This window comes from Chloroflexota bacterium, from assembly GCA_016219275.1.
Taxonomy (GTDB): Bacteria; Chloroflexota; Anaerolineae; order UBA4142; family UBA4142; genus JACRBM01.
The window spans coordinates 1-24,686 of the sequence record JACRBM010000097.1; the positions used below are offsets into that span (position 1 = coordinate 1).

Annotated in this window: 25 protein-coding genes and 1 pseudogene; 12 read left to right on the top strand and 14 right to left on the bottom strand. The window is 56.8% G+C overall.

Annotation, left to right across the window (positions count from 1 at the left end):
- Positions 1-239 precede the first annotated feature (239 nt).
- Entirely contained in the window at positions 240-1,067 is an 828-nt protein-coding gene (locus HY868_25785; protein MBI5305567.1) for a hypothetical protein, read from the bottom strand.
- A 30-nt stretch (positions 1,068-1,097) separates the two neighbouring features.
- Positions 1,098-1,694, bottom strand: coding sequence for a helix-hairpin-helix domain-containing protein (locus tag HY868_25790; GenBank protein MBI5305568.1), 597 nt, complete (start codon positions 1,692-1,694; stop codon positions 1,098-1,100).
- A 147-nt stretch (positions 1,695-1,841) separates the two neighbouring features.
- On the opposite strand from HY868_25790, the gene HY868_25795 reads away from it, so the two are divergent.
- The 6 genes from HY868_25795 to pcp all read left to right on the top strand — a co-directional run bounded on the left by HY868_25795 (position 1,842) and on the right by pcp (position 7,409).
- Entirely contained in the window at positions 1,842-2,471 is a 630-nt protein-coding gene (locus HY868_25795; protein MBI5305569.1) for a zinc ribbon domain-containing protein, read from the top strand.
- Positions 2,472-2,555: 84 nt separating this feature from the next.
- Positions 2,556-3,167, top strand: a complete 612-nt coding sequence (locus tag HY868_25800) for a uracil-DNA glycosylase (protein MBI5305570.1) — start codon at positions 2,556-2,558, stop codon at positions 3,165-3,167.
- Between the two features lie 12 nt (positions 3,168-3,179).
- A complete protein-coding gene (locus HY868_25805; protein ID MBI5305571.1) occupies positions 3,180-3,485 on the top strand; it encodes a hypothetical protein in 306 nt (101 codons plus the stop codon).
- Positions 3,486-3,833: 348 nt separating this feature from the next.
- Complete coding sequence (locus tag HY868_25810) at positions 3,834-5,483, top strand: ribonuclease J (protein ID MBI5305572.1); 1,650 nt, start codon at positions 3,834-3,836, stop codon at positions 5,481-5,483.
- A gap of 184 nt (positions 5,484-5,667) precedes the next feature.
- Positions 5,668-6,807 carry an MFS transporter gene (locus tag HY868_25815; GenBank protein ID MBI5305573.1) on the top strand — a complete coding sequence of 380 codons (1,140 nt, stop codon included), beginning with the start codon at positions 5,668-5,670 and terminating at the stop codon, positions 6,805-6,807.
- A complete protein-coding gene (gene pcp, locus HY868_25820) occupies positions 6,804-7,409 on the top strand; it encodes a pyroglutamyl-peptidase I (GenBank protein MBI5305574.1) in 606 nt (201 codons plus the stop codon). Before HY868_25815 ends, pcp begins: the two co-directional genes overlap by 4 nt.
- A 54-nt stretch (positions 7,410-7,463) precedes the next feature.
- Here the strand turns inward: pcp and HY868_25825 are convergent, their stop codons facing one another.
- The 6 genes from HY868_25825 to HY868_25850 form a co-directional block, all read right to left on the bottom strand.
- Complete coding sequence (locus tag HY868_25825; protein ID MBI5305575.1) at positions 7,464-8,372, bottom strand: MBL fold metallo-hydrolase; 909 nt, start codon at positions 8,370-8,372, stop codon at positions 7,464-7,466.
- A gap of 12 nt (positions 8,373-8,384) precedes the next feature.
- Positions 8,385-9,455, bottom strand: a complete 1,071-nt coding sequence (locus tag HY868_25830) for a PAS domain-containing protein (GenBank protein MBI5305576.1) — start codon at positions 9,453-9,455, stop codon at positions 8,385-8,387.
- A gap of 117 nt (positions 9,456-9,572) precedes the next feature.
- Complete coding sequence (locus tag HY868_25835; protein ID MBI5305577.1) at positions 9,573-9,830, bottom strand: 4Fe-4S ferredoxin; 258 nt, start codon at positions 9,828-9,830, stop codon at positions 9,573-9,575.
- A 25-nt stretch (positions 9,831-9,855) separates the two neighbouring features.
- Complete coding sequence (locus HY868_25840; protein ID MBI5305578.1) at positions 9,856-10,710, bottom strand: aldo/keto reductase; 855 nt, start codon at positions 10,708-10,710, stop codon at positions 9,856-9,858.
- A gap of 91 nt (positions 10,711-10,801) precedes the next feature.
- Positions 10,802-11,770, bottom strand: coding sequence for an aldo/keto reductase (locus HY868_25845; protein ID MBI5305579.1), 969 nt, complete (start codon positions 11,768-11,770; stop codon positions 10,802-10,804).
- 100 nt (positions 11,771-11,870) lie between these two features.
- Positions 11,871-14,615: a bifunctional acetate--CoA ligase family protein/GNAT family N-acetyltransferase gene (locus HY868_25850; protein MBI5305580.1), complete on the bottom strand. Its 2,745-nt coding sequence runs from the start codon at positions 14,613-14,615 to the stop codon at positions 11,871-11,873.
- Positions 14,616-14,840: 225 nt separating this feature from the next.
- Here HY868_25850 and HY868_25855 point away from each other — a divergent pair, with 225 nt between their 5' ends.
- The 3 genes from HY868_25855 to HY868_25865 all read left to right on the top strand — a co-directional run bounded on the left by HY868_25855 (position 14,841) and on the right by HY868_25865 (position 17,346).
- Positions 14,841-15,764 (top strand): sigma-70 family RNA polymerase sigma factor, encoded by a 924-nt coding sequence (locus HY868_25855; GenBank protein MBI5305581.1) that lies wholly within the window; start codon positions 14,841-14,843, stop codon positions 15,762-15,764.
- Positions 15,761-16,447, top strand: coding sequence for a hypothetical protein (locus tag HY868_25860; GenBank protein MBI5305582.1), 687 nt, complete (start codon positions 15,761-15,763; stop codon positions 16,445-16,447). Before HY868_25855 ends, HY868_25860 begins: the two co-directional genes overlap by 4 nt.
- A 137-nt stretch (positions 16,448-16,584) precedes the next feature.
- Entirely contained in the window at positions 16,585-17,346 is a 762-nt protein-coding gene (locus tag HY868_25865) for an XdhC family protein (GenBank protein MBI5305583.1), read from the top strand.
- A gap of 48 nt (positions 17,347-17,394) precedes the next feature.
- Here the strand turns inward: HY868_25865 and HY868_25870 are convergent, their stop codons facing one another.
- Genes HY868_25870 through HY868_25880 form a run of 3 tightly spaced genes read right to left on the bottom strand, consistent with a single transcriptional unit; the run spans position 17,395 to position 18,549 of the window.
- Positions 17,395-17,949 carry an HD domain-containing protein gene (locus tag HY868_25870; GenBank protein ID MBI5305584.1) on the bottom strand — a complete coding sequence of 185 codons (555 nt, stop codon included), beginning with the start codon at positions 17,947-17,949 and terminating at the stop codon, positions 17,395-17,397.
- Positions 17,950-17,961: 12 nt separating this feature from the next.
- The gene (locus tag HY868_25875; protein MBI5305585.1) at positions 17,962-18,261 is read right to left on the bottom strand and encodes a hypothetical protein; all 300 of its coding nucleotides are present in this window, start codon (positions 18,259-18,261) and stop codon (positions 17,962-17,964) included.
- A gap of 6 nt (positions 18,262-18,267) precedes the next feature.
- On the bottom strand, positions 18,268-18,549 hold the full coding sequence (locus HY868_25880) for a hypothetical protein (protein MBI5305586.1): 282 nt from the start codon (positions 18,547-18,549) through the stop codon (positions 18,268-18,270).
- Positions 18,550-19,066: 517 nt separating this feature from the next.
- Between HY868_25880 and HY868_25885 the strand changes: the two genes are divergently transcribed.
- The 3 genes from HY868_25885 to HY868_25895 all read left to right on the top strand — a co-directional run bounded on the left by HY868_25885 (position 19,067) and on the right by HY868_25895 (position 22,722).
- Entirely contained in the window at positions 19,067-19,279 is a 213-nt protein-coding gene (locus HY868_25885) for a cold-shock protein (protein ID MBI5305587.1), read from the top strand.
- Positions 19,280-19,593: 314 nt separating this feature from the next.
- Positions 19,594-20,781: a hypothetical protein gene (locus HY868_25890; protein ID MBI5305588.1), complete on the top strand. Its 1,188-nt coding sequence runs from the start codon at positions 19,594-19,596 to the stop codon at positions 20,779-20,781.
- Between the two features lie 204 nt (positions 20,782-20,985).
- Positions 20,986-22,722, top strand: coding sequence for an ABC-F family ATP-binding cassette domain-containing protein (locus HY868_25895; protein MBI5305589.1), 1,737 nt, complete (start codon positions 20,986-20,988; stop codon positions 22,720-22,722).
- A gap of 66 nt (positions 22,723-22,788) precedes the next feature.
- On the opposite strand, the pseudogene HY868_25900 reads toward HY868_25895, so the two are convergent.
- The 3 genes and pseudogenes from HY868_25900 to HY868_25910 form a co-directional block, all read right to left on the bottom strand.
- Positions 22,789-23,243 (bottom strand): annotated as a pseudogene (locus HY868_25900) (HNH endonuclease).
- A complete protein-coding gene (locus HY868_25905; protein ID MBI5305590.1) occupies positions 23,236-23,637 on the bottom strand; it encodes an STAS/SEC14 domain-containing protein in 402 nt (133 codons plus the stop codon). The pseudogene HY868_25900 and the gene HY868_25905 overlap by 8 nt, the downstream one beginning before the upstream one ends.
- Positions 23,638-23,988: 351 nt before the next feature.
- Positions 23,989-24,486, bottom strand: coding sequence for an ATP-binding domain-containing protein (locus tag HY868_25910; GenBank protein MBI5305591.1), 498 nt, complete (start codon positions 24,484-24,486; stop codon positions 23,989-23,991).
- Between the last annotated feature and the right edge of the window lie 200 nt (positions 24,487-24,686).

A 24,686-nucleotide genomic window follows, 5' to 3' on the forward strand; every position in this document is an offset into this window, starting at 1 on the left:
ACATCTCACACGTCAACCTCGGACCAACCGAAACCACCCAATCGCCCGTCAGTGAATCATCCGTGGCGGCGTTCACCGATTGGGCGCGCGCGTTTCAAATCATCCCGGCAACTGACCAATCCGAAAATCTGACGCACACCCCAGAGCGATAATAGTAATGCTGAAACCCACGCGGCGCGCCAATGCCGAAACCGAGAATGTGTTTTCATCGCGTAAGCGTATTGGCGTTCATCCACCAGTCACTTTGCCGGTTTCTTCTGCGCGTCGATCCGCGCTTTGAGCCAGATGCCGATGATCGTGCCGATCAAACCGATCACCGCGACCAGGATTGCTCCAGAGTTGTCGAGAAGCGACTCGACGATGCGCGCGCCGGGCGAAACCGGCGTGGGCGTCGGCGCGTCCGGCGCTTTGACGATGATCGTCAGCGGCACGTTTTGTAAAACGTCGGTGCTGATTTCGGTCGTCGCGCCGTCGCGAATGATCGGGATAGAGATTTCAAGCGAAAGGTCTTGGCGACCGGCAAACTTGGGGCGCACGATCCAATCCCAGACGATTTCTTTTGTGCCGTCCAATGTGCGGCGAATCGCGCCGGGCTGATCAATTTCGAACGCAAGCGCGCGTAATTGCGCGATCATCACCGGGTACAGTTGCACGTTGCCGCTAAAACGATAGACGAACGTCGTCGGACCGGGTGTGCCGGTCGGCTGCGGAATCGGCGTCAACGAGACGAGTTGTTGCGCCGGCGCAATTCGCAAGCGCACGCGTTGCGTGTCGCTCAACAACATCGTCTCCGAATACGCGAGATCAATTTGTCCCAGTCCCAGGTTTTCCTGCGTGATAACGTTCGCGGTGACGCGCGTAGACCCGTCAGACTGGGTGGCTTGTTGTAGATTTCGGACGACGATGCCCGACCCGGTGGGCAGTGCTTTGGTCGGTTGGCGCGCGGCGGTAGGAGTGGGCAAACTCACTGGCGCTTTGGGCGAGGACGCGGCGGTGGGCGAAGTTGTGGTGGATGTGCAGGCAGTGAGCAGGGTGAGCACGAGTCCGAGCAAGAAATATTTTTTCACGATTCCTCCGGAAAAAAGTGGGTCCGAATTCTATTGGGTCGTAATCAAGTCTTTGATCTGATCGAACATCGCGTCGCCAATGCCGCGCACTTTTTTAATGTCTTCGATTTTGGCGAACGCGCCGTTTTGCTGGCGATAGTCAAGAATGCGTTGCGCGATGGCGGGACCGATGCCAGGCAGGGTGTCGAGTTCCGGGAGCGTCGCCGTGTTGAGGTTGATTTTGCCGCCTGGCGATTTCGCGATGGTTGGCGTGCCTTTGGCAGATGCGGGCGCGGAGGTAGGAGGCGCTTCCCCAAGTACCGGAATGTACAGCTGCTCGCCATCATTCAGTTTGCGCGCGAGGTTGAGCGGGCGGAGGTCCGCCGCGTTCGTCGCGTCGCCTGCTAGTGTCAACGCCTCCTGCACGCGACTGCCGAGCGCAAGTGTGTAAACGCCCGGCTTGTTCACCGCGCCGCGCACATCTACCGTAATCGAAGCAGGCGTCGCGGTCGAGCGGGGCGTGGGCGTGCTGATCGCAAGCGCGGTCGGCTCGGCGCGCCGCAGGAAGAAAATCGTGCCGATCAGCACGATCAAAAAGAGGAACATCATCGCGAGATACGGGCGGTAACGCGCTAGGGCTTCATTCATCCGTCGTCTCCGGCGCAGTGAATTTTCTTCGGTTTGGATTATACCACAAAAGAATGTGTCTGCGAATGTTGCCGCGCGGATTTTGCTAGACAAAAACCTGGAGTTGGTATACAATCGCGCACACTGAAAATCAAAGGGAGAATCCGAATGGCATTGATCAAATTTACGCGCAACCACAATGACTTGAGCACGGACAATGGTTTTCAATTCGAATTTTTTTGCGACCGTTGCGGCAACGGATTCCAAAGCACGTTTCAAGGATCGGCGACGAGCATGATGACCGGCGCGCTCGACACGGCGGCGGGTTTGTTCGGCGGTTTGTTTGGCACGGCGGCAGACCTGGGACACAAGGCGCATTCCGCGGCGTGGGAGAAACAGCATGACGAGCAATTTGCCAAAGCGATAGACGAAGTGAAATCACAGTTCACGCAATGCCGGCGCTGTGGCAAGTGGGTGTGTAAAGATGTCTGCTGGAACACCGCGCGTAGTTTGTGCAAAGAGTGCGCGCCCGACCTCGAAGCCGAGTACTCGGCGATTCAAACCGAAGCGGCAATTTCCGACGCGCGCGAGAAAGCGGCGACGGTGGATTACGTGTCTGCCGACAAATTCAAACAGACGATTGCCGGCGCGTGCCCGAACTGCGGCGCGGATGTCAAGGGCGGCAAGTTTTGTCCCGAATGCGGCAAGCCAGTCGCCCAGAAAAAGTTTTGCAAAGAGTGTGGCAAGCCGATGGAAGGCGCACCCAAGTTTTGTCCCGAGTGCGGGGCGAAGCAGTGAACAGTGAACAGTAAACAGTGAACAGTGTTCAGTCCTACGCAATACGGAATACGCAATACGGAATACGGGATACGGGAGCAAGCAATGTCCGAACTCACTGACCTTTACGCGCAAGTGCGCGTGTGCAAAAAATGCGATCTCTCGAAGGGGCGCACGAACGCGGTGCCCGGCGAGGGACCGGAGAACGCCGAGATTATGATGATCGGCGAAGCGCCGGGCTTTCACGAAGACCAACAAGGGCGTCCGTTCGTCGGCGCAGCAGGAAAATTTCTCGACGAGTTGCTCGCCGGCATCAACTTGAAACGCGAGCAGATTTATATTTGCAACGTGATCAAATGTCGTCCACCGCAAAACCGCGATCCGCTCCCGGAAGAAATGGATGCGTGCCGACCATACCTCGACCAGCAGATCGAACTTATCAAACCCAAAATCATCATCACGATCAGCCGCTTTGCGATGATGCGCTGGTTCGCCGACCGGAAAATCGGCGAGATTCACGGCAAGCCGCGCAAATTTGGCAACCTGGTCGTCTTGCCGATGTACCATCCGGCAGCCGCGTTGCACCAACCCAGTTTGCGCCGCGTACTCGAAGACGATTTCAAGCGCGTGCCGGAAATTCTTAAGCAGTTGGCGACGCTAAAAGAACAAGCCGAAGAGAAAAAACCGGAACCTCCGCAACAGTTGAGTATGTTTTAGAAAGGAGCGGCAATGCTTGAACCACCGGCAATCAAAACACTTGAAGTGATTGCGAATACGCTAGTTGGAATGGGGCGCTATCCAACCCAGACAGATGCGATTCGTGGCATTGCTATTGAGCAGATCAATCGCAAAATATCGCTGTACGAATCCCGCGTCAAGCGATTCGAGAAAAAACACCGAGTGAATTTTGATACCTTTGGCAAACGTCTGCGAGGACGAGCGACCATGCGCCAAGAAGACGAATGGATGGAATGGGAAGCGGCTCTGGCGATGCTTGCCGCGTGGCGCAAAGCCAAGAAGGCAATTGAGAATTGATTGACGAAATTCTCCAAATGCTTGAGCGTTCGCTAATCTTGGACGATTGTCGCGTTCTGCAACGCGACCTAGCGCCGGGCGGGGAATTTGTGCTAAAGGTACGTTGCCGGATCAAGCGACGTTTCACACTCCAAGTAAGAATCAAACAAGATACGGTGGGCGTTCGGTATTCGTACCAATTTTTCTCTGGCGCTTCCACAATCCTGCGCTGGGACAACGCGCCGCATTTTCCAAAGCTGGAAAACGCTCCGCATCACTTTCACGATGCGAGAGGTACGCCGAGTTCATCCTCGCTCGTTGGCGATCCACGACATGACCTCTCGTTTGTTTTGCTAGAGGTAGAAAAATATCTTGAAACCTAAATTAAAAATCATCCCTCTCGGCGGCGCAGGCGAGATCGGCAAAAATATGACGCTCGTCGAGTACGGCGATGCGATTGTCGTGATTGACGCCGGGTTCATGTTCCCCGAAAATGATATGCTCGGTGTGGACATTGTGATTCCGGATATTGCGTACTTGCTCGAACGCAAAGATCAGGTGCGCGGCATCGTCATCACGCACGGACACGAAGACCACATCGGCGCGCTGCCGTACATTTTGCCGCGCCTCAACGTTCCAATTTACGCGACGCCGCTCACGCGCGGTTTGATCGAAGTTAAACTCAAGACACACAAACTGCTCAAGGACGCGACGCTGCACACGGTTCAAACGCGCGACACGATTGACCTCGCGCCGCTGACGGTCGAGACGTTTCACGTCAGTCACAGCGTGCCCGATGGTGTTGGTCTCGCGATTCACACGCCGCTCGGCACGGTCGTCCACTCCGGCGATTTCAAATTCGATCCCAGCCCGGTGGATGGACAACTGACCGATTTTGCGAAACTCGCGGAACTGGGCGGGCGCGGCGTGCTCGTGTTGATGAGCGACAGCACGAACGCGGATTCGCCGGGACACACGCCGTCGGAAGAAACGGTCGCCGAAAGTTTCACGCGCGTGTTCGCCACCGCCGAGGCGCGCATCATCATCGCGACGTTCGCGTCGAACATCTCGCGCATTCAACAGGTGATTGGCACAGCCGTGCGTTTCAATCGCCACGTCGTCGTCGTCGGTCGCTCGATGCAAGACAACGTCAAGATGGCAACCGAGCTGGGTTACTTGCGTGTGCCGGAAGGTGTGTTGATTCGTGCGGATCAGATGCACAAACACCCGCCGAACGAAATTGTCGTGGTGTGCACCGGCGGGCAGGGCGAGCCGACGAGCGCGCTGACCAAGATGGCGAATCGCGATCACAAGCAAGTGACGCTCGCGCCCGGCGACACGGTCATTCTCTCGGCGACGCCGATTCCCGGCAACGAGGAGATGATCAACAAGACGCTGAACAATTTGTTCCGCGCCGGCGCGAACGTCGTGTACCACGAGTTGATGAACGTGCACGTTTCCGGGCACGCGAGCCGCGAAGAACAAAAATTGATGATCAATCTTTTGCGACCGAAATACTTTGTGCCGTTGCACGGCGAGTATCGCCACCTCGCGTTGCACGCGCGCCTAGCGCAATCGCTCGGCATCGCGCGCGATCACGTTTTCGTCGTCGAGAACGGCAGCGTCGTCGAGTTCGACGATGAAGGATGCGCGCGTCTCGCGCACGAGACCGTGCCGGCGAGCGACGTGCTCGTGGATGGACTCGGCATCGGTGATATCGGTTCGACAGTTCTGCGCGAGCGGCATCATCTTTCCGAAGACGGTTTTCTCGTCGCGCTCGTCACGCTCGACGCGCACACCGGCGAATTGGTGTTTGGTCCCGAAATCATCACGCACGGTTTTGTCTACGCCGAAGTCTCCGAAGAGTTGATCGCCGGCGCGAAGGAAGCGATTCTCAACACGCTCAAGGGTGGGCGCGATGCTGGGTTGAGCGCGACACTCAAGGACGTGTTGAGTCAGTATCTCTACAAAAAAACGCATCGTCGTCCGATGGTGATTCCGGTCGTCACCGAGGTCTAGCCGCCGTTACGATAAAATTCTATCCGCGAATCCGCGCAAGCGACGCGAGGGTTCGCGGATTTTTTTGCAGAAACACTGCGAAAATGAAAGGCAAAATGTGACATCTCCAAGTAATCCATCCGTTGCAACTCGGTCGTTGCTGAATCCAACTCTTGATGCCGAGCAATTCGATCGGAACCGTGTTTTGACCATTGCGGCAGGGCATTGGATTCACGATACGTACACCGCGTTTCTTGCGCCGCTGTTGATCGTGTTCAAAGAGAACCTGGGATTGTCCAATGCCGAAGCCGGTCTTTTGTCGGTGTTCATGCAAGAGGCGTCGTTGGCGCAACCATTCATCGGCGGCATTGCTGATCGTTTTGGCGCGCGTTACTTTGTGATCTTGGCGCCAGCGGTCACCGGCGTCGCGATGAGTCTGCTTGGTCTCGCGCCTAATTACCTAACGCTCGCGATTTTGTTGACGATTGTCGGCGTCAGCTCCGCGTGCATTCACGCGGTTGGACCGGTGTTGACTGGAAATCATTCGGGATCCAAACTGGGTCTGGGAATGAGTCTGTGGATGGTCGGCGGTGAGTCGGGGCGTTTTATCGGACCGCTGGTCATTGCAGTGGCGGTTCCGGTCCTGACTCTGCCCAACATCTATTGGCTGATGGTTGGTGGTTTGCTTGCGTCGGCGATTCTTTTCCTGAACATGCCCGCTGACCCAACCCATGCCGCGAAATCGCAGCAAAAAGGCGTATCACTGCGCCAAGAATTAAGGGGCAAGCGAAAAATCATCGCCGTGTTGGTTGGCTTGATCATCATTCATGTTTTTATGAGCGCGGCGTTGGTGACGTACTTGCCGGTGCTCTTGCACGACCAGGGCGAAACATTTTCGATGGCGAGTTTCGGTCTTGCGTCTCTGCAAGCGGCGGGCGTCGTCGGCGCGTTTTTCGGCGGTACGTTGAGCGATAAACTGGGACGGCGTTGGATGTTGTTCGCTTCGATTCTGCCGACATCCATTTTTATGTTTGTGTTCCTTGCGGCAACGGGTTGGATGCGTTTGCCGTTGTTGCTCATCCTGGGTTTCACGGCGTTGTCCATCACGCCGGTCACGATGGCATTGGTGCAAGAGAGTTTTCCGCAGAACCGTGCGCTTGCGAATGGCTTTTACATGGCGCTGAGTTTCTTTGTGCGTTCGATTGTGGTAATCGGACTCGGTTGGTTGGGTGATGGATTCGGTCTACGTACCGCGTTCTTCGTCAGCGCGATTGTGCCCTTGTTGGGTTTGCCGCTCTTGGTTATTTTGCCAAACAAAAAAACTGTGGTCCAGGTTACACAATGAAACTGCTCCTCACTGGGTTCGAGCCGTTCGGCGGCTCGCCGGTCAATCCATCCGAGCAAGTGACGCGCGCGTTGGCGCGCGAGAAAATACCCGGCATCGAATTGGTCGCCGCGATTTTGCCGGTGGACCGCACGCGCGTTTCCGACGCGTTGCTCGACGCGTTCGAAACGGCGCGTCCTGACGCGGTCGTGATGCTTGGCGAAGCGTCGCACCGCGCGGTGATGTCGCTTGAACGCGTCGCGATCAACCTGCTCGATTTTCGCATCGCGGATAATGCCGGCGCGCAAATCGTGGACGAGCCGATTGTGCACGATGCGCCCGCCGCGTATTTCAGCACGCTCCCCTTGCGCGCGATGCGCGACGCGATCATCGCGGCTGGTGTGCCGGTCGAATTATCGTCGAGCGCCGGAACGTTTTTGTGCAATCAAGCCATGTTCACCATGTTGCATCACCTCGCGCAAACAAAATCGCGGACGATGGCTGGGTTCATTCACTTGCCGCCGCTGCCCGAACAAGTTGTCGGTACAAGCCCGCCGCGCGCTTCGATGGCGTTGGAGACGATGCTCGTCGGTCTGCGCGCGGCGATTGAGCAATTGACGTGAAATCAAAAACCAGGTTTCTCGAAGAAACCTGGTTTTTTCTATGGCGCGCGTCCCCTACAATTCGATAGTCATTCCTTCGCGCGCGAGAAATGTATTCGGAAACGCGGCTTGCGCATCGCGTTCCAAACGTTCCAGCCGATCATCATCGTGCGTTGGCTCGTGATGGAAGAGCGCGAGCCGTTGCGCGTCCGCGGCGCGCGCGACCGCAACCGCCATTTGCCACGTGCTGTGTCCCCATCCTTGACGCGGCGACGTGATGCTCGCGTACTCGTCTTCCAAATACTGCGCGTCGTGAATCAGCAACGACGTGCCGCGCGTGAAATTGATCAACCGTTGGTCCCCGCCGGTGTACCCTTCCGTGTCGGTCGCATACACGACCGACTTGCCGCGATACTCGATGCAATAGATGAACACGCCTTGCGGGTGCGCGTGCGAACGCAACGCGCGAATTCGTACCACGTCGTCGGTGAGCGGCAGTTGATCGCGCGCATCTTGGAACACGCGCGGCTCGTTGCTCGTCGAGTTTAGCAGGATGCTTTCGCCTTCTTGCAAGTTACGCATAAATCGAACGCAGGGCAATTCGTCGAGTGTGATCGGAAAAACCGGCGGCAGCATCGCGCGCGCGAGTACGTCCTGCAAATCCTGGTGCAACGTTTTGGGACCAAAGACGTGGAGCGTGGTCGTTTGATAATGCGTTGGCGTGAAGAATGGAAAACCCTGGGTGTGATCGTGGTGCGTGTGTGAAATGAGGAGCGTTGCAGTGATCGGTTTTTGATCGGCGCGTTGCTGGGCGACCATGGCATTGCCAAGCGCGATGATGCCGGTCCCCGCGTCGAGAATGATCGTGTGATTGCCCGCGCATATCTCGACGCACGGCGTATTGCCGCCGACGCGCGCAGTCTGGACGCCCGGCGCCGGATAACTGCCGCGGACCCCCCAGAAGGTGATCGTGATGGCGCTCATGTTTGCGTTACCTCATTCGTTGGATTCGATCGGCGCGAGTGGAAGCGTGAAACGAAATACACTGCCACGCGGGGCGGTATTCTCTGCCCAAATTTTACCGCCGTGCGCCGCGATGATGCCGCGCGAAATAGCCAGCCCCAACCCACTGCCGCCGACGCGACGCGTCGACGCGCCGTCCACTTGATAGAAGCGCTCGAAAATTTTATCGAGCAACACCGGCGGAATGCCATCGCCTTGATCGGCGACGCTGATCAAAATATGCTCGCGCTCAACTTCACAGGTGATCGTAATCGCGCCGCCTTTGGTGTACTTGATCGCGTTTTCGAGCAGATTGCGTAACACTTGGCGCACGCGGCGCGGATCGGCGAACGCGCGCGGCAATTCCGCCGGCAAGTCGGTGATGAAATAATGCGACTCGGTGCGCATCCGCGTTTCGTCCACCACATCGCGAATGAGCGCGCGTAATTGCGTCGGCTCTTTTTTCACGCGCAACGCGCCGGCTTCGATCTGCGACATTTCGAGCAGGTTGTCAATGATCTCGGTGAGCCGGTCGCTTTCTTCTTCGATGATGCGGAGAAAATCGCGTTGCGTCGCTTCGTCCCACTTGACGTCTTGGCGCAAGAGCGTCGTCGCAAAGCCCTTGATCGAGGCGAGTGGGGTGCGAAGTTCGTGCGACACCGTGGAGAGCAGTTGCGATTTCATCGCGTCTGCTTCGCGTTCGCGCGTCACATCGCGCAAGAGCAACCCAGCGCCCAAGTGATTGCCGGTCGCATCGCGCACTGGAAAAAAGCGCGCAGTGAAGATCATCGTCGCGTCCTCGGATCGGACGATGGTAAGTTCGACCGCGCCATCCAGCGAAGCGAACGCGGCGTCAAGTTGCGCGCGCGTATCGTCCGGCGCGGCAGTCTGCGCCGCGAGACGTGCGATCAACATCTGAATGGATTCGCCTAGTAGTTCGTTGGCACGTACTCGCAACGATTCCGCCGCGCGGCGATTCCACAACACGACGCGCTGGTCCGCATCGAACAGCGCGAGACCGTCAACCAAATACTCTAGCGCGCTGGCGTGCAGAGGTGGATCCATCGTGGGTGGATCGGATTGTGCTACCCAAAGATTCGCCGATTCCATCGTGACGTGATTATACCATCAAGCGAGGAAAAGCAAAACCCCGTCGCGAAAAACGCGGCGAGGTCTGCTGATTCAACGGGTTGGTATCGTGGGCAGGTGGCGCAGTTTCTCCCACAAGACTGCTTTGGTTTCTTGATGCGCCGGGTCGGGTTGAATCGCTCCGACGGTACAAATCAAGTGACAGCGGCGTTTGCCGAGTTCGATGCACTCGGTACACCGTTCGGAGTTGATCGCGTATCTGTCGTTCGTGTTGACATAGATCGCCCGATTCACACATTGCAATATACACATACCGCAGGCGATACAATCGCGTGTGATTCGATATGCCAAGTGACCTCCTTGTCACGGTGCGGTGTTACGCGAATAAAGGTTCGTAGTGTGCGCTTGTCGCGATGAGCGCGGCTTGATCCGCCGGGGTGAGCGCCGTATAGCGCGCGCACGCATTGAGCATGAGCGGCAAGAGCGACACATCGCCGACAGTGCACAACCCAGTGATATCTTGCGACAAGGCGAAATCAACGGCTTGTTGAATGTGGACTGGATCGGCGAACGGTTCGTACCATGTCGCAAAGGATCGGTGGCGGTCGCCCCAGGGACGTTTGCAAATCGCTTTGATGACCATCGTCCCGACATCGCGCGCGCGACACGTGCGGATCAGCTCTTCCGAGGCGCGGCGATAATCGGGATTGGCGTACTGGACAAAGTTCAGTGGAAACAACACGGAATCAAAGTCAAAGCGTTTGAGCGCTTCGAGATAGACCTGGGGCGCGAGGAAACCGTGTCCGGTGATGCCGATAAAGCGCGTCAGTCCATCCGCGCGCGCCTGGATGGCGGCTTCCAGCGCGCCGCCGGGCGCGGTCACTTGATCGAGTTCTTCGAACGTCTTGACCGCGTGCAATTGATACAGATCGAATTGTTCCACGCCCAACCGTTCGAGCGAGCGATGCAATTCCGCCCACGCGCCTTCGCGCGTGCGCTCGGTTGTTTTGCATCCCAGGAAGAAATGTGAGCGCGTCAGTTTCATCCATGGCGCGAGGCGCGCTTCAGCGTTGCCATACGACGGTGCGATGTCAATGTGATTGACCCCCGCCGCGATGACGCGTTCCATCGCCGCGTCCGTTTCGGCTTGCGACACCTGACCGAACGCCGCGCAACCCAGGATCGCGACCGTGCTCATGTGACCGGTGCGACCGAATCGTCGTTTTTCCATCTTTTGCTCCTTGCACGAGACCACTGCCCGCCGACGGCAGACCGCCGCAAATCATTTGCGGCGGTCTGCCGTCGTTTGTCGGCGGTCGTACTCACCACGCGTACGCTTCGGGCGCTTCACCGCCCGGACCGGGGAAGATCGTTTCGAGACGTTTGATTACGTCGTCGTTCAACTTGAGTTCGAGCGCGCGCAAGCTGCCGGTCAGTTGCTCCGCTGTGCGCGGTCCGATGATCGGCGCGGTGACCGCGGGCTTGCTCATCAACCACGCGAGCGCGACATCCGCCGGTTGCTCGCCGATTTCGCGACAGAGCGCCTCGTATTGTTCGAGTTGCGGACGTTTTTCTTCAATTTGTTTTTGGCGCGCTTCCTCGGCGCGCCGACCGGCGTTGGCTTTTTGCAACGCGCCGCCGAGCAACCCACCGGCGAGCGGACTCCATGGAATCAAGCCGAGTCCGTACGCGCGACACGCCGGAATCACTTCGAGTTCAATCGTGCGCGCAGCGAGATTGTAGAGCGATTGCTCCGACACGAGACCGAAAAAGTTCCGCGCGCGCGCAGCTTCGTTCGCCTGTGCGATGTGCCACCCGGCAAAGTTGGACGATCCGACATAGATCACCTTGCCCTGGGTGACGAGTTGCTCCATTGCTTGCCATACTTCGTCCCAGGGCGCGTTGCGATCAATGTGGTGCATTTGATAGAGGTCAATGTGATCGGTTTGCATGCGCCGCAAACTCTCATCGCACGCGCGGCGAATGTGGTACGCCGAAAGACGCGATTCGTTGGGACGTTCGCCCATGCGACCGTACACTTTGGTCGCGAGCACGACGCGCTCGCGGCGTCCTCCCAACGCGAACCACCGACCCAGGATCGTTTCGGTGATGCCTTCGCCCAGTTTGCGTCCGTAGACGTTCGCCGTATCGAAAAAGTTGATGCCCAGGTCGAGCGCCTGATCCATCATCGCGAAACTCTCGCGTTCGCCCGCGAACGGACCAAAGTTCATTGTGCCAAGACACAACCGGCTCACTTGCAGCGCGGTGCGTCCCAATCGCGTATATTCCATGCGGATTCCTCCGTGTGAGTATGAAATGGTCGTACCGTAGACCGGTAAACAGGTAAACAAGTTACGGGTCTACCTGTTTACCTGTTTACCACAATCTTTCCTACAAATCAATCTCGCTCAGTACCATCTTGCCATCGGTGACGGGTTGAAAACGCGCGCCAAATCCTTCGAGCAGATGTTTCATTGCGGCATTGTCCGCCGTGAGCACCGCGTTCACCCGCGCGATCTTTTCGTCGCGCGCCATGTGCAGCAAGCGATGGATCAATTCCTTGCCCAAGCCGATGCCTTGATACGCGTCGTTGACGAGCATGGTCAACCGCGCGTCGTCGCCGCCATGCAACCGCGTGAGCCGCCCGACTGCCATAATCACGCGCTCGTTGCATTCGGGATCATCGCATTCGGCGACGAGCGCGAGTTCGCGGTCGTAATCCACAAAGCAAATGCGCGCCAAGCGTTCGTGCGCGACGCGTTCGCCCAACAGCATGGGTTGTTTGTAGCGCAAGTACACGCTGCGATCCGATAACGTCGCGTGAAACTTGATCAGACCTGGCTCGTCTTCGGGACGAATCGGGCGGAAGAGAATCTTGCGTCCGTTCTTCGCCGTCCACGATTTGACATACTGGGTCGGGTACGCGCGAATTGCGAGGCGCGGCAGTTGCGCCCGCGTCACGTCCTTGTCGTGTACGACGACGCGCGCATCGAGCGCGATCAAGCGTTCGGGCGACGCGAGCAACGGATTGATGTCAATCTCCTTGATCCAACGTTGCTCGGCGACGAGTTGACTGAAGCGTACCATAAGTTGCTCGAGCGCGTCAAGGTCCACTGGCTTGCGCCCGCGCACGCCCTTGAGCGCCTTGTAGACGCGCGTTGCTTCCATCATGCGCCGCGCGAGCGTCGTCGTGAGTGGCGGCAAGCTGAGCGCGCGATCCTTGTACACCTCGACGAGTTGTCCGCCGGTGCCGAACAACAGGACGGGACCGAACTGCGAATCAATGCTACTGCCGAGAATTAATTCGTACCCTTCGAGTTTGATCATCGGTTGGACGGTGACGCCCTGGAAGTGTTGCGCGCCAACTTTGTCGGTGACAGAGGTTTGAATCGCGCGGAACGATTGACGGACACCTTCGGCGTTACGAATGTTCAACTGCACGCCGCCAACATCCGTCTTGTGCGTGATCGTCTCTGAGTACAACTTGAGCACGACCGGATAACCCATTTCATCCGCGATACGAACCGCGTCCGTTTCGCTTGGCGCGACGCGCGTCTCGACGGCGGGAATGCCGTAGAGCGCGAGCAATTGTTTCGATTCGGACTCGGTGAGAATCGTGCGTCCGGTTTCGCGCACGGACGCGATCAGTTTTTCTGCTTTCATGCGCGCGGATTGACCTTCTTCGGGATCGGCAAAATCCATTGGTGTTTCGTACAGCCCGCGCAAGTTATCGGCGTACTGCCACATGTAATTGTACATGCGCGCCGCGGTATCGGGATACGCGAACGTCGGAATGCCGGCGCGATTGAGAATCGCTTCGCCCGGTTCGACGTCCGAGCCGCCCATCCAACTCGCGATGACCGGCTTGCCGGTACTGTGCGCGTACGGTTTGAGTTTCTCCGCGGTATCGGTCGGCGCGGTCATCGCTTGCGGCGTGAGGATGACGAGCATACCGTCCGCGTTTGGGTCTTGCGCCGCGATTTCCAACGCTTGCGCGTATCGTTCGGGACTCGCATCGCCGAGTACGTCAATCGGATTGTTGTGACTCCACTGCGGCGGCAAAATTTTATTGAGCGATTCCATCGTCGCGGCGGAGAGGTCGGTGAGTTCGCCGCCGCTCATGATCAACGCGTCGGTCGCGATGACGCCGGGTCCGCCCGCATTCGTGACAATCGTGAGATGCGGTCCTCTCGGGCGCGGTTGTTTCGCGAGCACCTCTGCCATGTAGAACAATTCGGCGATGCTGTTGACGCGCAACACGCCGCTGCGCTTGAACGCAACTTCCAAGACTTCGTCGCTGCCGGTCATCGAGCCGGTGTGCGAGGCGGCGGCGCGCGCCGCGCTCTCGGTGCGACCGGGCTTGATGATGATGATCGGTTTGACGAGCGACACTTCGCGCGCGGCGGAAAGGAACGCGCGCGCGTTGCCAATTGTTTCCATGTAGATGACGATGCTTTTCGTGTGCGGGTCGTCGCCGAGATAGTAAATCAGGTCGCCCCAACTCACGTCGAGCATCGAGCCAATCGAAACAAACGAGCTAAAGCCGACGTTCTCGCGAAAACTCCAGTCGAGAATCGCGGTGGCGAGTGCGCCGCTTTGCGTGATGAAACCGACGTTGCCTTGCCGTGCCATCGCGGCGGCAAACGTCGCGTTCAATCCGCTGATCGTGCTCATCACGCCGAGGCAGTTCGGTCCGATGATTCGCATCTTGCCGCGGCGTGCGTGTTCCATTATTTGTCGTTCCAATTCCGCGCCCGCCGGTCCGATTTCCTTGAACCCGGCAGAAATCACGATAGCACCTTTAACTCCCGCATTCACACATTCGCCGATAATGCCGGGCACGGTTGGCGCAGGCGTCACGATGACGGCAAGGTCAACCGGTTCCGGCACAGCGGAAATGCTGGGATACGCTTTGATCCCCAAGACACCGGGGCGTTTTGGATTGACGGGGAAGACGGTCCCGCCAAAAGGGTTACTGACTAGATTCCACAGAATCGTGCGTCCTACGGTTCCGGGAGTCTCCGTCGCGCCGATCACGGCAACATTCTTCGGCGAAAAGAGCGCGTCGAGTGGATGATGCTCGTAGTGATAAATGTCGTGCGACGGGTCGAACGTTGGTGTGAGAGATGTACTCATGGTTCTCCAAAAACTTTCAAATGTCACATTCGATTATATCCCCATCGGAGAATCTTGCAAACAATTACTCCCACCCGAACCCCCACCCCCACGCTAACCCTCCCCCGCTGTCGCAGGGAAGGGAACAATTCTCCCTCCCCTGTTGCGAAGCAACGGGTGAGGGGAGGGTGGGGGCGGGGGTTTGAGTTCTTGTTGACATCGCGTTCGATGAGAGTATAATTTCCAGTGCACGTCGTTATCCAGAGCGTACTATTCTTTGACCCAGGTTCGTCCTTGCCTATTCCCAAAACCACGCGTCAGGCAATTCGCACGCTGGCGCGCAAGCACGTTGTCACATACGACTCCGCTCGGCAATCCACCCAGCTCGTTCGTCGTGTCATTCGCGTCGTCGAAGCCAACATAGCGAATGGACGTTTGACGCGCTTTGCATCGGCGCGGGGGCAAGACGCGAAGGTGACGCTCTCCGAATACATCGCGCGCGTCACGGGACTGGTGTTCGCGGAAGACGCGCGCGTGCGAGCGTTGCAAGACGGCGACGCGACCGAATGGAATCGTCTCCAAGCATTGCTCACGCGGCGCGCGTACACCGTTTTGCGATCCTTGCGGAATGATGAGATTGCGCTCGCCGAAGCCCCCGATTTTGCGAGCGAAACATGCTGGGTGATTTTCAACCACGCGTATCCGTTCGATGTGGCATTTGACGCGTGGGCGACGACGATTCTCAATCGTCGAATCCTGGCAAAGTACACGCGTTCACCCGATGTGCTGAATCGCGTACGCTACCGCACTTCGCTCGATGCGTCGGTGACGTTGGAGGATGGCAATACCGCGGCGCTCGATGAGACGGTGGCGCATCCGCACGCGGACGGCTTGTTCGAGCAAGTCGAAGATCGCGAGTTGGTGCGTGTGGGGATCGCCGAACTCAAGAGCGCGACACAGCGTCGCCTGATTCAAGCCGTTTATATGGACGGGATGACGCTCGCCGAATTTGGCGCACAGGAAGGCATTGGCTCCCAATCTGTTTACAATTTGCACCATCGCGCATTAGAGCAATTACGAAAAAAACTCCTTTCACCGCACCCGCAAGAAAGCGACGGCAAATCGCGTCAATCAAGTAGAAAGAGTTCGTCTGGAAGGAGTTTGAAATGAAACTATCCAATCGTCTGACTTGCGCCGAATGCCAAGCGGCATTGGAATTTTACGTGGATGCGGAGACGCGTGGCGAGAACGCGCGCACGCTGTATCCGGCGGTGGGACGACATTTGCGAACGTGTGCGGCGTGTCGTACCGCGCATCATTTGTTACGCGATGCTCTGCGGGTTCAGCCCACGCCGGAATTTGCCTCGCGCGCGTTGCCCTTCCTCGTCCCGCCGCGTGACAATTCGGCGTGGACGGCGCGGGTGCGTGGACGCATCGGTGGCGCGCCGCTCGGTCTGCAATTCCAGGTTTCACCCGCGCTCTTGCGCGGCTTGTTCGCCGTGCCCACCTACGCGGCGCTGCGCGGCTCAGGCGCGGCGGAACGCGCGCTGATTCTCTCCGATACGATCACTCTGCTGCAAAATGATGTCAAGGTGGAAGTGTGGGTGGCGAAAAATGTCAAGCCGAACGACGGCGTGATCGAGGTGTCAGTCGTTTCAGTCGAGCCGCTCCCCGACCCCCTGCGCGTGACGATGCGTTGGAAAGGGTTTCGTTACTCCAAGACATTGAAGCAGGGACGCGCGACGATTGGCAACATAGATGTGGCATCACTTCAAAATGCGCCATCCTTGCGCGTGGATTTCGAATCTGGCACGCACGGCGCGACGATTGAGGAGTATCGTGGAATTGGCTGACCGCCGCGTCTGGTTTTTCGCCAGCCGCGCCGCGCTTTCTTCCTCTGCAATTACCTCGTCCGATCAAATCACCTTCCCGACGCGCTTGATCGAAATAATTTGTGAGCGATATCTACGTGGATAGGACCAAGTCAAGCATGTTCGACGAACTGAAACGCAATCTAGCCGAAGAGAAATTGTTCGCAGTCGCGACCGTGTTGAATGGCGCGCACATCGGTGTCAAGTTGTTGGTGTATCCCGATGGTCGCGTGTCCGGCGATTTGGGGGAAGCCGCGTTGACCGCGCGGGTTACACAAGACACGCAAGACGCTCTGCAACATGAAGCATCGGCGCAGCGCGAGTACGGCGACGTGGCGGTGTTCATCGAGGTGTTTGCGCCGAAACCGAAACTCATCATCCTTGGCGGGGTGCACACCGCGATTCCGTTGACCCAGTTCGCGCAGACGCTCGGTTTTCGCGTGACGATTGTGGATGGGCGCGGACGCTTTGCGAATCGCGAACGTTTTCCGACGGCGGATGAAATCATCGTCGCCTGGCCCGACGACGCGCTCGCCCAGATGCGGATTGACGCGTCCACCTACGTCGCGATTCTCACGCACGACCCAAAGTTCGATATTCCCGCGCTCGCCGCGTTGTCGCGCACATCGCCGCGTTACATCGGCGCGATGGGCTCGCGCGAAACGCGCCAACAACATTTCGCCGAACTACGCGCGCGCGGCGTCACAGACGAATTCTTGGCGCGCGTGCATGGACCGATCGGTTTGGACTTGGGCGCGCGGACGCCGGAGGCAATGGCGCTGGCGATTCTTGCGGAGATTGTGGCAGTGAGGTACGGACGCGAGGGGGGATTTCTTTCAGACAGCAAGGGAACCGGGGAGCCGGGGAGCCGGGGAGAGTAGACGGAACAATTTCTCCCCTGCCCCTCTGCTCCCTTGCTCCCGGCTGTGTTACACTCCCAGCGTCTCCGCGCTTCCCTTCAGCGCCTCAAGCACATTCCCAATGTGCTCATCGAGCGGCACGCCCAGGTCTGCCGCGCCTTTCGCAATATCCTCGCGATTGACGCCGCGCGCAAACGCCTTGTCCTTCCATTTCTTCTTTACTGACGATACATCCACTTCCGCGAGTTTTTTCGACGGACGCACGAGCGCGACCGCGATGATTAGCCCGGTCAGTTCATCCACCGCGTAGAGCGTTTTCTCCAGCGGTGTCACGCGCGGAATGTCAAGACGGTCACCGTGCGACCAGATAGCGCGCACCCAGTCTTCGGGAAAGCCAAGTTCGCGCAAAATCTCGCCGTCCTTTTGCGGATGCTGGTCGGGAAATTTTTCGTACGCAAAGTCGTGGACGAGCCCGATGTTGCCCCACAAGTTTTCATCCTCGCCGAATTTGCGCGCGTACCATTTCATCGCGGCTTCCACCGCGAGCATATGCTTGCGGAGCAAATCGCTCTGCGTATATTCGCACACGAGTTGCCAGATTTCATTACGGTTGAGTGGATTCATTTTCGATTTGTCTCATTGCAAATGAACAATTTCTTTTACCTTGAGATCGCGTTTGCCGATGCCGATACGCAACCCACCGCCGCGTACGCGCGCTTTGGGCATAAACACCACTGAATACGCGGTGCGGCTTTCACTAATTTCAAGACGAAAATTTTTTGGATCAAAGCCGCGCGTCAATCCTTCATTCTCCGCGATGCGGCGAACGGCGAGCTCTGCCGGAATCATCGTTGCGCCAGCCAAAGCCGTCGCCGTTCTTGCAGTGTGTGCTTGACGACGAATCGCGTGATTGATTTTTGATCGAGCGATACTCATACGTTTTTATCCTTTCGCCCGCCCGGACACCGCCAAAAGTTTGGCGCGCAGTCCGATTCGTGTAACCCGTCCGTCCGGTTCGATCTGCCAAATGTGTTCCCAACCGATCACATAACTGATGCCCGGATATTTCTCGTTCCGAATTCCGTTGATGTCAATCGCGCTCGGTTCGAGCTCCCACACTCTGCCTTGTTCATCTTTCCGTGGATGCGGATGCGTGTGAAATTCGCCGACGACCTTGCGTCCATCGAACGATCCGTCCCGTGCGCGTTTCGGTGGAGTGATCATCGCGGACTTGCCGGGTTGCCACCACCGCACGCCTAGCGAGCCATCAGCTTCGACGACGATATAGCCGCCTTCTTCGTGCCGCGATGCCGGGTCATTTGTTTGTGAGCGTTACCACGCAATTGAAATGCGTTGCGGAGCGAGTCCGATAGATTGATTGCCACAGTGAATCCTCGATAATCAGTATAGTTGGAATCAAGCCGCGCGTCAACGCGCGTTGTTTAGAACGATAGGACTTTCAAAATCCGAATGTCACTGCGAGTGAAGCGAAGCAGTCTCCGAACACCTTTGGGGATTGCTTCGCAAAAATCGCGCGCAATGACAGATAGGCGCGACTTTGACAAAGCCCTGGTTTTCTGCCGAGCCGAGTTGACAAAAACTGAAATCCGAAGATAATGTGCCTAGTTGCAAGTCTGTGTAAGGGTACGTCGAACGACGCTCAAGCAAGGACGAGGGCTTGGGCGTTTTGTTTTGCGCTTATCCCTACTCGGCAATCCGCACCGAAAGGGGGGAAATCACAATGGCAGATCGCATTACCGGAACCGTCAAATGGTTCAACGCTTCAAAGGGCTATGGCTTTATCGCACACGAAGGTGGCAAAGACGTCTTCGTGCATTTCTCGGCGATTCAGTCCGAAGGGTATCGCGCTTTGAAGGAAGGCGAGCAGGTCGAATTCTCGGTTGAAGACAGCCCGAAGGGACCGCAAGCCGCGAACGTCGTCAAGTTGGTATAATCCTACTTACGCACGTCCTAACAGCCACCGCGATGATTCGTGGTGGCTGTTTGCATTTCAATCGCGATGCGGAAAAATATTGAGACTGTTGCATGGCTACCGATTGGGGTGTTTGAAATCGCCTCGGGGGGCGTTTCGCCGGGCGTCCACCTACGTGGACGCTGATTCGCCCGCGTAAGCGGGCGACCAGCCGTTGGCTCACGCGGGGCAATTTCAATTGCCAAACCCAGGTTATTCCCGGCAAACGGGCTTGACGCTAACCGTCTATCTGTGATACGATTGCGGTAGTCTTGACTAGGAAGGGGAGGTGCAACATGAACAGACCGCGCCGCGTAGTGTTGACAAGCAAATGGGTTGTGCTCGGTGGGCTAGTCCTCTTGATGGTTGGCGTCATGGTGTTGACCATGCCCAACCAAGTTGCGCTCGCGCAATCTCCTGGGCAGAGTACGCCGCCCCCCAACAAACCAATCACGCTCAAAGACCCCTGTGCGCTCGATCCCCGCAACCTGGTTTTGAATGGTTCGATGGGAATACCGTACAATACAAAGTACGGCACACTCCCAAACGCGTGGTCGGCTTTTGTTATGACTGGCACCGCGCCGCCGTTTCGTTGGGTAGACAATGAGCAGATTGATCCGCATGGATCTTTGCAAATGTACACGCCGAACAAATTCGATGCTGGGATTTACCAAACGGTTCGTGGCTTGGTTCCCGGCACGAGTTATTGGTTTCGATTAGGATACAGTCTTGCCGCCAAATCGTACGATGGTCCGAATGTACGCGTCCAGACGATCGGGCGCAAAGCGGGCGTGGATCCGTTGGGCGGCGCTGACGCCAAATCGCCCAATGTGATTTGGGGACCGGACCTGTTTGACGGCAATGCCGCGCTCAATCGTCCAGAGATGACGATGGTCTTTACCGCGCGCGCGCCGGCGGCGACGCTCTTTTTGCGCGCGATGGCGACGGATCAGACCGCGGGAGAAAATCGCGTATGGTTCGACGCGGTGTGTATGGAAGCACGCCCAGATATTCCGGGTGAAATTTCACGTGTCGCCGCGCCAGCTGGAGCCGCTCCTTCTCCGACGCGTGCCGCCACTCCAACCGCATCACCAACGCGTGCTCCGACTACCACGCCGACATCTCAACCGCAGCCCACCGCGACGGTAACTGCTTCGCCCACACCCATTCCCTCGAACACACCCGCGCCGACGCTGGTTGCCATCGCGCTGCCAACTTTGCCGGTCACGACTGCGCCAACGAGTTCGTCTGCCGCTCCACCAGCGCTCTCGCCGATTGCTCTCGCCGGCGGCGCGCTTGCGCTCGTCGTGTTTTCCGCCGCGGGCGGATTCGTGCTGGGATATTGGTCGGAGAATCGCAAGCGCGGCGCGAGTGACGCATTACCCAAGCGCGCGATTGAATTATCACCCAGTTTCTTTGCCGGACTGGGCGCGGGACTTGGATTCGCGGCGCTCGTCCTGATCGTGCTTTCACTGTTCCGTTGACGCGTGCGCGATGATTCGTTTCGACAACGACAGCCACCGCGATTTTTTTCACGGTGGCTGTTTGCATTTCAGAGATGATTGCGTAAAATAGGCGCGTCAAGGTGGCGGGCAAGCAAGTACGCTGTATACAGGTAAACACGTATACAGGTAGACAAGCGAACTTGTTTACCTGTTTTCTTGTTTACTTGTGTATCGGGGTTGTAAATGGTCATCGGCACGGTCGCACGGCTCGATAACGTAACTCAATATTTTGGCGGACAACTCGTCTTTGAAAAATTGTCGTGGGAAGTGTACCACGACGCGCGCGTCGGCTTGGTCGGTCCGAACGGCGCGGGCAAGTCCACGATTTTGAAAATGCTCGCCGGCGTGGACGAGCCGAAAGCGGGCGGTGTGTTTATCACGCGCGGCGTGCGCGTCGGCTATTTGCCGCAAGAACCGGAATTCGATCTGACGCACACCGTCATCGTCGAGGCGCTCGACGCGTCGCCGACGCTTGCCGCGCTCGAACGCGAGATGGAGCGCCTCAACGCGCAAATGGGCGATCCCGCGATTTACAACGACGAGCGCAAATTGCAGCGCGTGCTCGACGCGCATCAACGCGCGGTCGCCGAGTTCGAGGACATGGGCGGATTGAACTTTGACAATCGCGTGCGCGCGACATTGCGCGGGCTGGGTTTCGAAGAAGCCGATTTCAATTTGCCGATTGCCGCGTTGAGCGGCGGACAGAAAAAACTGGTCGGCTTGGCGAAACTGTTGATCGAGCAACCGGAACTCTTGTTGCTCGACGAGCCGGACAATCATCTCGATCTCAACGGCAAAGCGTTTCTCGAAAAACTGATCGCGGATTATCCGGGCGCGGTCGTCATCGTTTCGCACGACCGCTACTTGCTCGACATTGTCGCGGAAGAAATCGCGGAACTCGAAGACGGTGTGCTGTCGCATTACGTCGGCAACTATTCCGAGTATGCGTTCGAAAAGAAACAACGTCTGCTCAAACAGCAACAGATGTTTGAGATTCAGCAGAGCGAGGTCAAGCGGCTCGAATTTTCGATTCGGCGTTTGATGGGCTGGGGCGCGGGGCAGAATGAAAAATTTGTGCGCCGCGCGCGCTCGATGCAAAAGCGGCTCGACAAAATGGACAAGGTGGACAAGCCGCGCCTCGAACGCAAGACGATGGGGCTGGCGCTCTCGGCGAAACAGCGCGGGAGCAATCGCTCCATCGAGATCAGCGGAGTGTCCAAGTCGTTCGATGGCGTCCCCGTTTTGCGCGAGACGAATTTGACCGTGTGGCATCGCGAACGCGTGGGACTCATCGGCGCGAACGGCGCGGGCAAGACCGTGTTGTTTCGGTGCATCCTGGGTACGGAAATGCCGGACGAGGGGACGATTCAAATCGGACCGAGCACGACGGTGGCGTATTACGCGCAGGAGCATCAAACGCTGAACTATGATGCGACGCTCGGCGACGAATTGCGCGGCGCGCGTCCGATGGTGGATCGCGAGTTGTTCGGTTTGCTCGGACGTTTTTTGTTTACGATGGACGACGCCAAGAAAAAAATCAGCCAACTGTCCGGCGGTGAAAAGGCGCGCGTCCAAGTGGCAAAGTTGATGTTGCGCGGCGCGAATTTCTTGTTGCTCGACGAACCGACGAACAATCTCGACATTCGTTCATCCGAAATCCTCGAAGCCGCGCTCGACGATTACGACGGTACGGTGCTCGTGATCTCGCACGACCGCTATTTTCTCGACAATGTAGTAAATCGCATCGTCGAACTAGACGATGGCACGCTCACCGAGTACCTGGGTAATTTCACGTACTATGTCGAGGAAAAAGCGCGGCGCGCGCGCGGCGAGTTTTCGTACGTGTCCCCAGAGGACGAAGAAGAGGAAGAGGAGTACGAAACGAAAACGCGTGCGCAACGCCAAGCGCGCAAAAGATAGGCAAAGAAAAACCGTCGCGAGGGAGCGGCGGTTTTTGGTTGGGAGTCCAGGTGTACTTGCGAATGTTCAGGTGTTGCCTTTTTCCTCGTCGTCAATATCTGCCGGTGGATGCTCTCCCATTGCGTACAATACGCGTCGCAAGTTGATGAGTTCCTGGCGATTCAAGTGTAACGCTTGAATCGTCGCGCGTCCTGTGGGCGTCAGTCCGACAATGAGTGTAAAGTCATCATTCCATGTAAAATGGTCGTGCCAACGTTGTTGTCGTGGATGATAGAGTGGAACGAGGTTACTCATACTGGGTCGCGCGCTTCTGTCTTGGTATACTTGTGGCTATTACAGCCCTGACATGCCAGCGCAAGGTTATCAAGCGCCGTTTCTCCGCCCACATCGCGTGGAAGGATATGGTCGGCGGAGAAAGAGTGTGTCGCAAAACGCGCTTGGCTTGTGCAATATTCACAACAACCGTGTGCGCGTTCAAGCAGGGTCTGTTTTTGTTCGGCAGAGATGCGTTGGTCAGACATAGGCAGGCGGCTGAATTCCCAACTCTTGCATTAGAGTGGTCAACGATGTTCCGCGCAAGCGCGCGAGTTCTGCCAAATTTTCGATCCGCCGGACTTCTAATTGTTCAACTTGCTGGGTCAGCTGGAGCAGTTCTGTATGCTCGTTAGATGTCAGTGTTTCGGCTTCGCGTTTTGCAATTAGTGTGTCGTACCGTTCTTGAATATCAGATGAGATACCCTCATTGATTTTGAGTAGTAATTCGGATTCAGCGCGTGGCAGACCTGGCGCCTGACGCTTGGCGCGCAATGCGATGACCTGAAAGACAAACTGCTCCAAATCCGGTTGGTTTAATTGTCCTACGGCTTTTAACAATTCATCGGTCGGCACCTGGGCTTCGACTTGAACAACAGGCATACACACCTCCTTTGGAGGCAATTATACTACGAAAACGGGTAAGTGAACAACGCAAAGATCGTTCGCTTGCCCGGTTGGGTTGCGAAGTTGATGAAAAAGCGCGCGTGGCGAGTTTTCGTACGTGTCCCCAGAGGACGAAGAAGAGGAAGAGGAGTACGAAACGAAAACGCGCGCGCAACGCCAAGCGCGCAAAAGATAGGAAAAGAAAAACCGTCGCGAGGGTGCGACGGTTTTTGGTTGGGGAGCATATGCGATTATCCTGCGGATGGAAAACTACAATTCCAAAAATGCGCGACGGTGGCGGAATCGGCTAGCTGTGTTCCTCTGCCATCCATTCTTTGCTTCCCGTTCTCAATGTCGTGTATGATGGGAAAATCCTCTAGGAGAATGCTCTCTTATTTCGTCGGCAAAATTTGATTTTCCAGTGTAGAGCAGGTAAACTTTCTTTTTGGCCCGAGTCACACCGACATACGCTAGTTTGCGGTCGTTCCGATTAATCTGCTCAGCACCCAAAATGATTGCGATGTCAAATTCCATGCCCTTGCTACTATGAAGAGTAGTTACTTGGATTTTGTCTTGAGTCTTTGCAAATCGTTTGAGTGTCCAATTTGCCATACGTTGCCCAGGTCTAAGTGCTTTCTTTAAGCGATCATATTCGTTAACATCATCTGGCCTAATCTTCTGATATGACTTGAGTAGATTTTCCAAATCTAGTTTCTGCCCAAGTTGGTCTAACCAATTTTTTAACATCATATCCGGGGAGCGCAATCTGCTGATAATTTGAAATAATTGTACTTCCAACTCAAACTGGTTTGATCCAAGTCTACGCGTGTTAATGTCTACATTCAACTCAATCCAAAAACGAGCCAAATCGTCAAAAACAGGTTTTTCAGATACACACCATTGAGCTAGTACAGCTCGGCATAAATCCTTCGGTAGTTTCTAAACGGTGAATACACGGACGTTCAATGAACTCAAATTGGACATCCTGACAATACCGTGGCATATTTTATGACAGCGCGCGAGCGACTCCCACTCGAGTTGAATCC

What these genes read in the sequence shown, in the direction of transcription:
- HY868_25905 (MBI5305590.1), bottom strand. Translation starts at nt 23,637, where the DNA reads ATGCCTGTTGTTCAAGTCGAAGCCCAGGTGCCGACCGATGAATTGTTA.
- HY868_25830 (MBI5305576.1), bottom strand. Translation starts at nt 9,455, where the DNA reads ATGGATCCACCTCTGCACGCCAGCGCGCTAGAGTATTTGGTTGACGGT.
- HY868_25800 (MBI5305570.1), top strand. Translation starts at nt 2,556, where the DNA reads ATGTCCGAACTCACTGACCTTTACGCGCAAGTGCGCGTGTGCAAAAAA.
- HY868_25845 (MBI5305579.1), bottom strand. Translation starts at nt 11,770, where the DNA reads ATGGAATATACGCGATTGGGACGCACCGCGCTGCAAGTGAGCCGGTTG.
- HY868_25795 (MBI5305569.1), top strand. Translation starts at nt 1,842, where the DNA reads ATGGCATTGATCAAATTTACGCGCAACCACAATGACTTGAGCACGGAC.
- HY868_25875 (MBI5305585.1), bottom strand. Translation starts at nt 18,261, where the DNA reads ATGAGTATCGCTCGATCAAAAATCAATCACGCGATTCGTCGTCAAGCA.
- HY868_25890 (MBI5305588.1), top strand. Translation starts at nt 19,594, where the DNA reads ATGAACAGACCGCGCCGCGTAGTGTTGACAAGCAAATGGGTTGTGCTC.
- HY868_25805 (MBI5305571.1), top strand. Translation starts at nt 3,180, where the DNA reads ATGCTTGAACCACCGGCAATCAAAACACTTGAAGTGATTGCGAATACG.
- HY868_25885 (MBI5305587.1), top strand. Translation starts at nt 19,067, where the DNA reads ATGGCAGATCGCATTACCGGAACCGTCAAATGGTTCAACGCTTCAAAG.
- HY868_25850 (MBI5305580.1), bottom strand. Translation starts at nt 14,615, where the DNA reads ATGAGTACATCTCTCACACCAACGTTCGACCCGTCGCACGACATTTAT.
- HY868_25880 (MBI5305586.1), bottom strand. Translation starts at nt 18,549, where the DNA reads ATGATCACTCCACCGAAACGCGCACGGGACGGATCGTTCGATGGACGC.
- HY868_25860 (MBI5305582.1), top strand. Translation starts at nt 15,761, where the DNA reads ATGAAACTATCCAATCGTCTGACTTGCGCCGAATGCCAAGCGGCATTG.
- HY868_25790 (MBI5305568.1), bottom strand. Translation starts at nt 1,694, where the DNA reads ATGAATGAAGCCCTAGCGCGTTACCGCCCGTATCTCGCGATGATGTTC.
- HY868_25895 (MBI5305589.1), top strand. Translation starts at nt 20,986, where the DNA reads ATGGTCATCGGCACGGTCGCACGGCTCGATAACGTAACTCAATATTTT.
- HY868_25825 (MBI5305575.1), bottom strand. Translation starts at nt 8,372, where the DNA reads ATGAGCGCCATCACGATCACCTTCTGGGGGGTCCGCGGCAGTTATCCG.
- HY868_25870 (MBI5305584.1), bottom strand. Translation starts at nt 17,949, where the DNA reads ATGAATCCACTCAACCGTAATGAAATCTGGCAACTCGTGTGCGAATAT.
- pcp (MBI5305574.1), top strand. Translation starts at nt 6,804, where the DNA reads ATGAAACTGCTCCTCACTGGGTTCGAGCCGTTCGGCGGCTCGCCGGTC.
- HY868_25865 (MBI5305583.1), top strand. Translation starts at nt 16,585, where the DNA reads ATGTTCGACGAACTGAAACGCAATCTAGCCGAAGAGAAATTGTTCGCA.
- HY868_25840 (MBI5305578.1), bottom strand. Translation starts at nt 10,710, where the DNA reads ATGGAAAAACGACGATTCGGTCGCACCGGTCACATGAGCACGGTCGCG.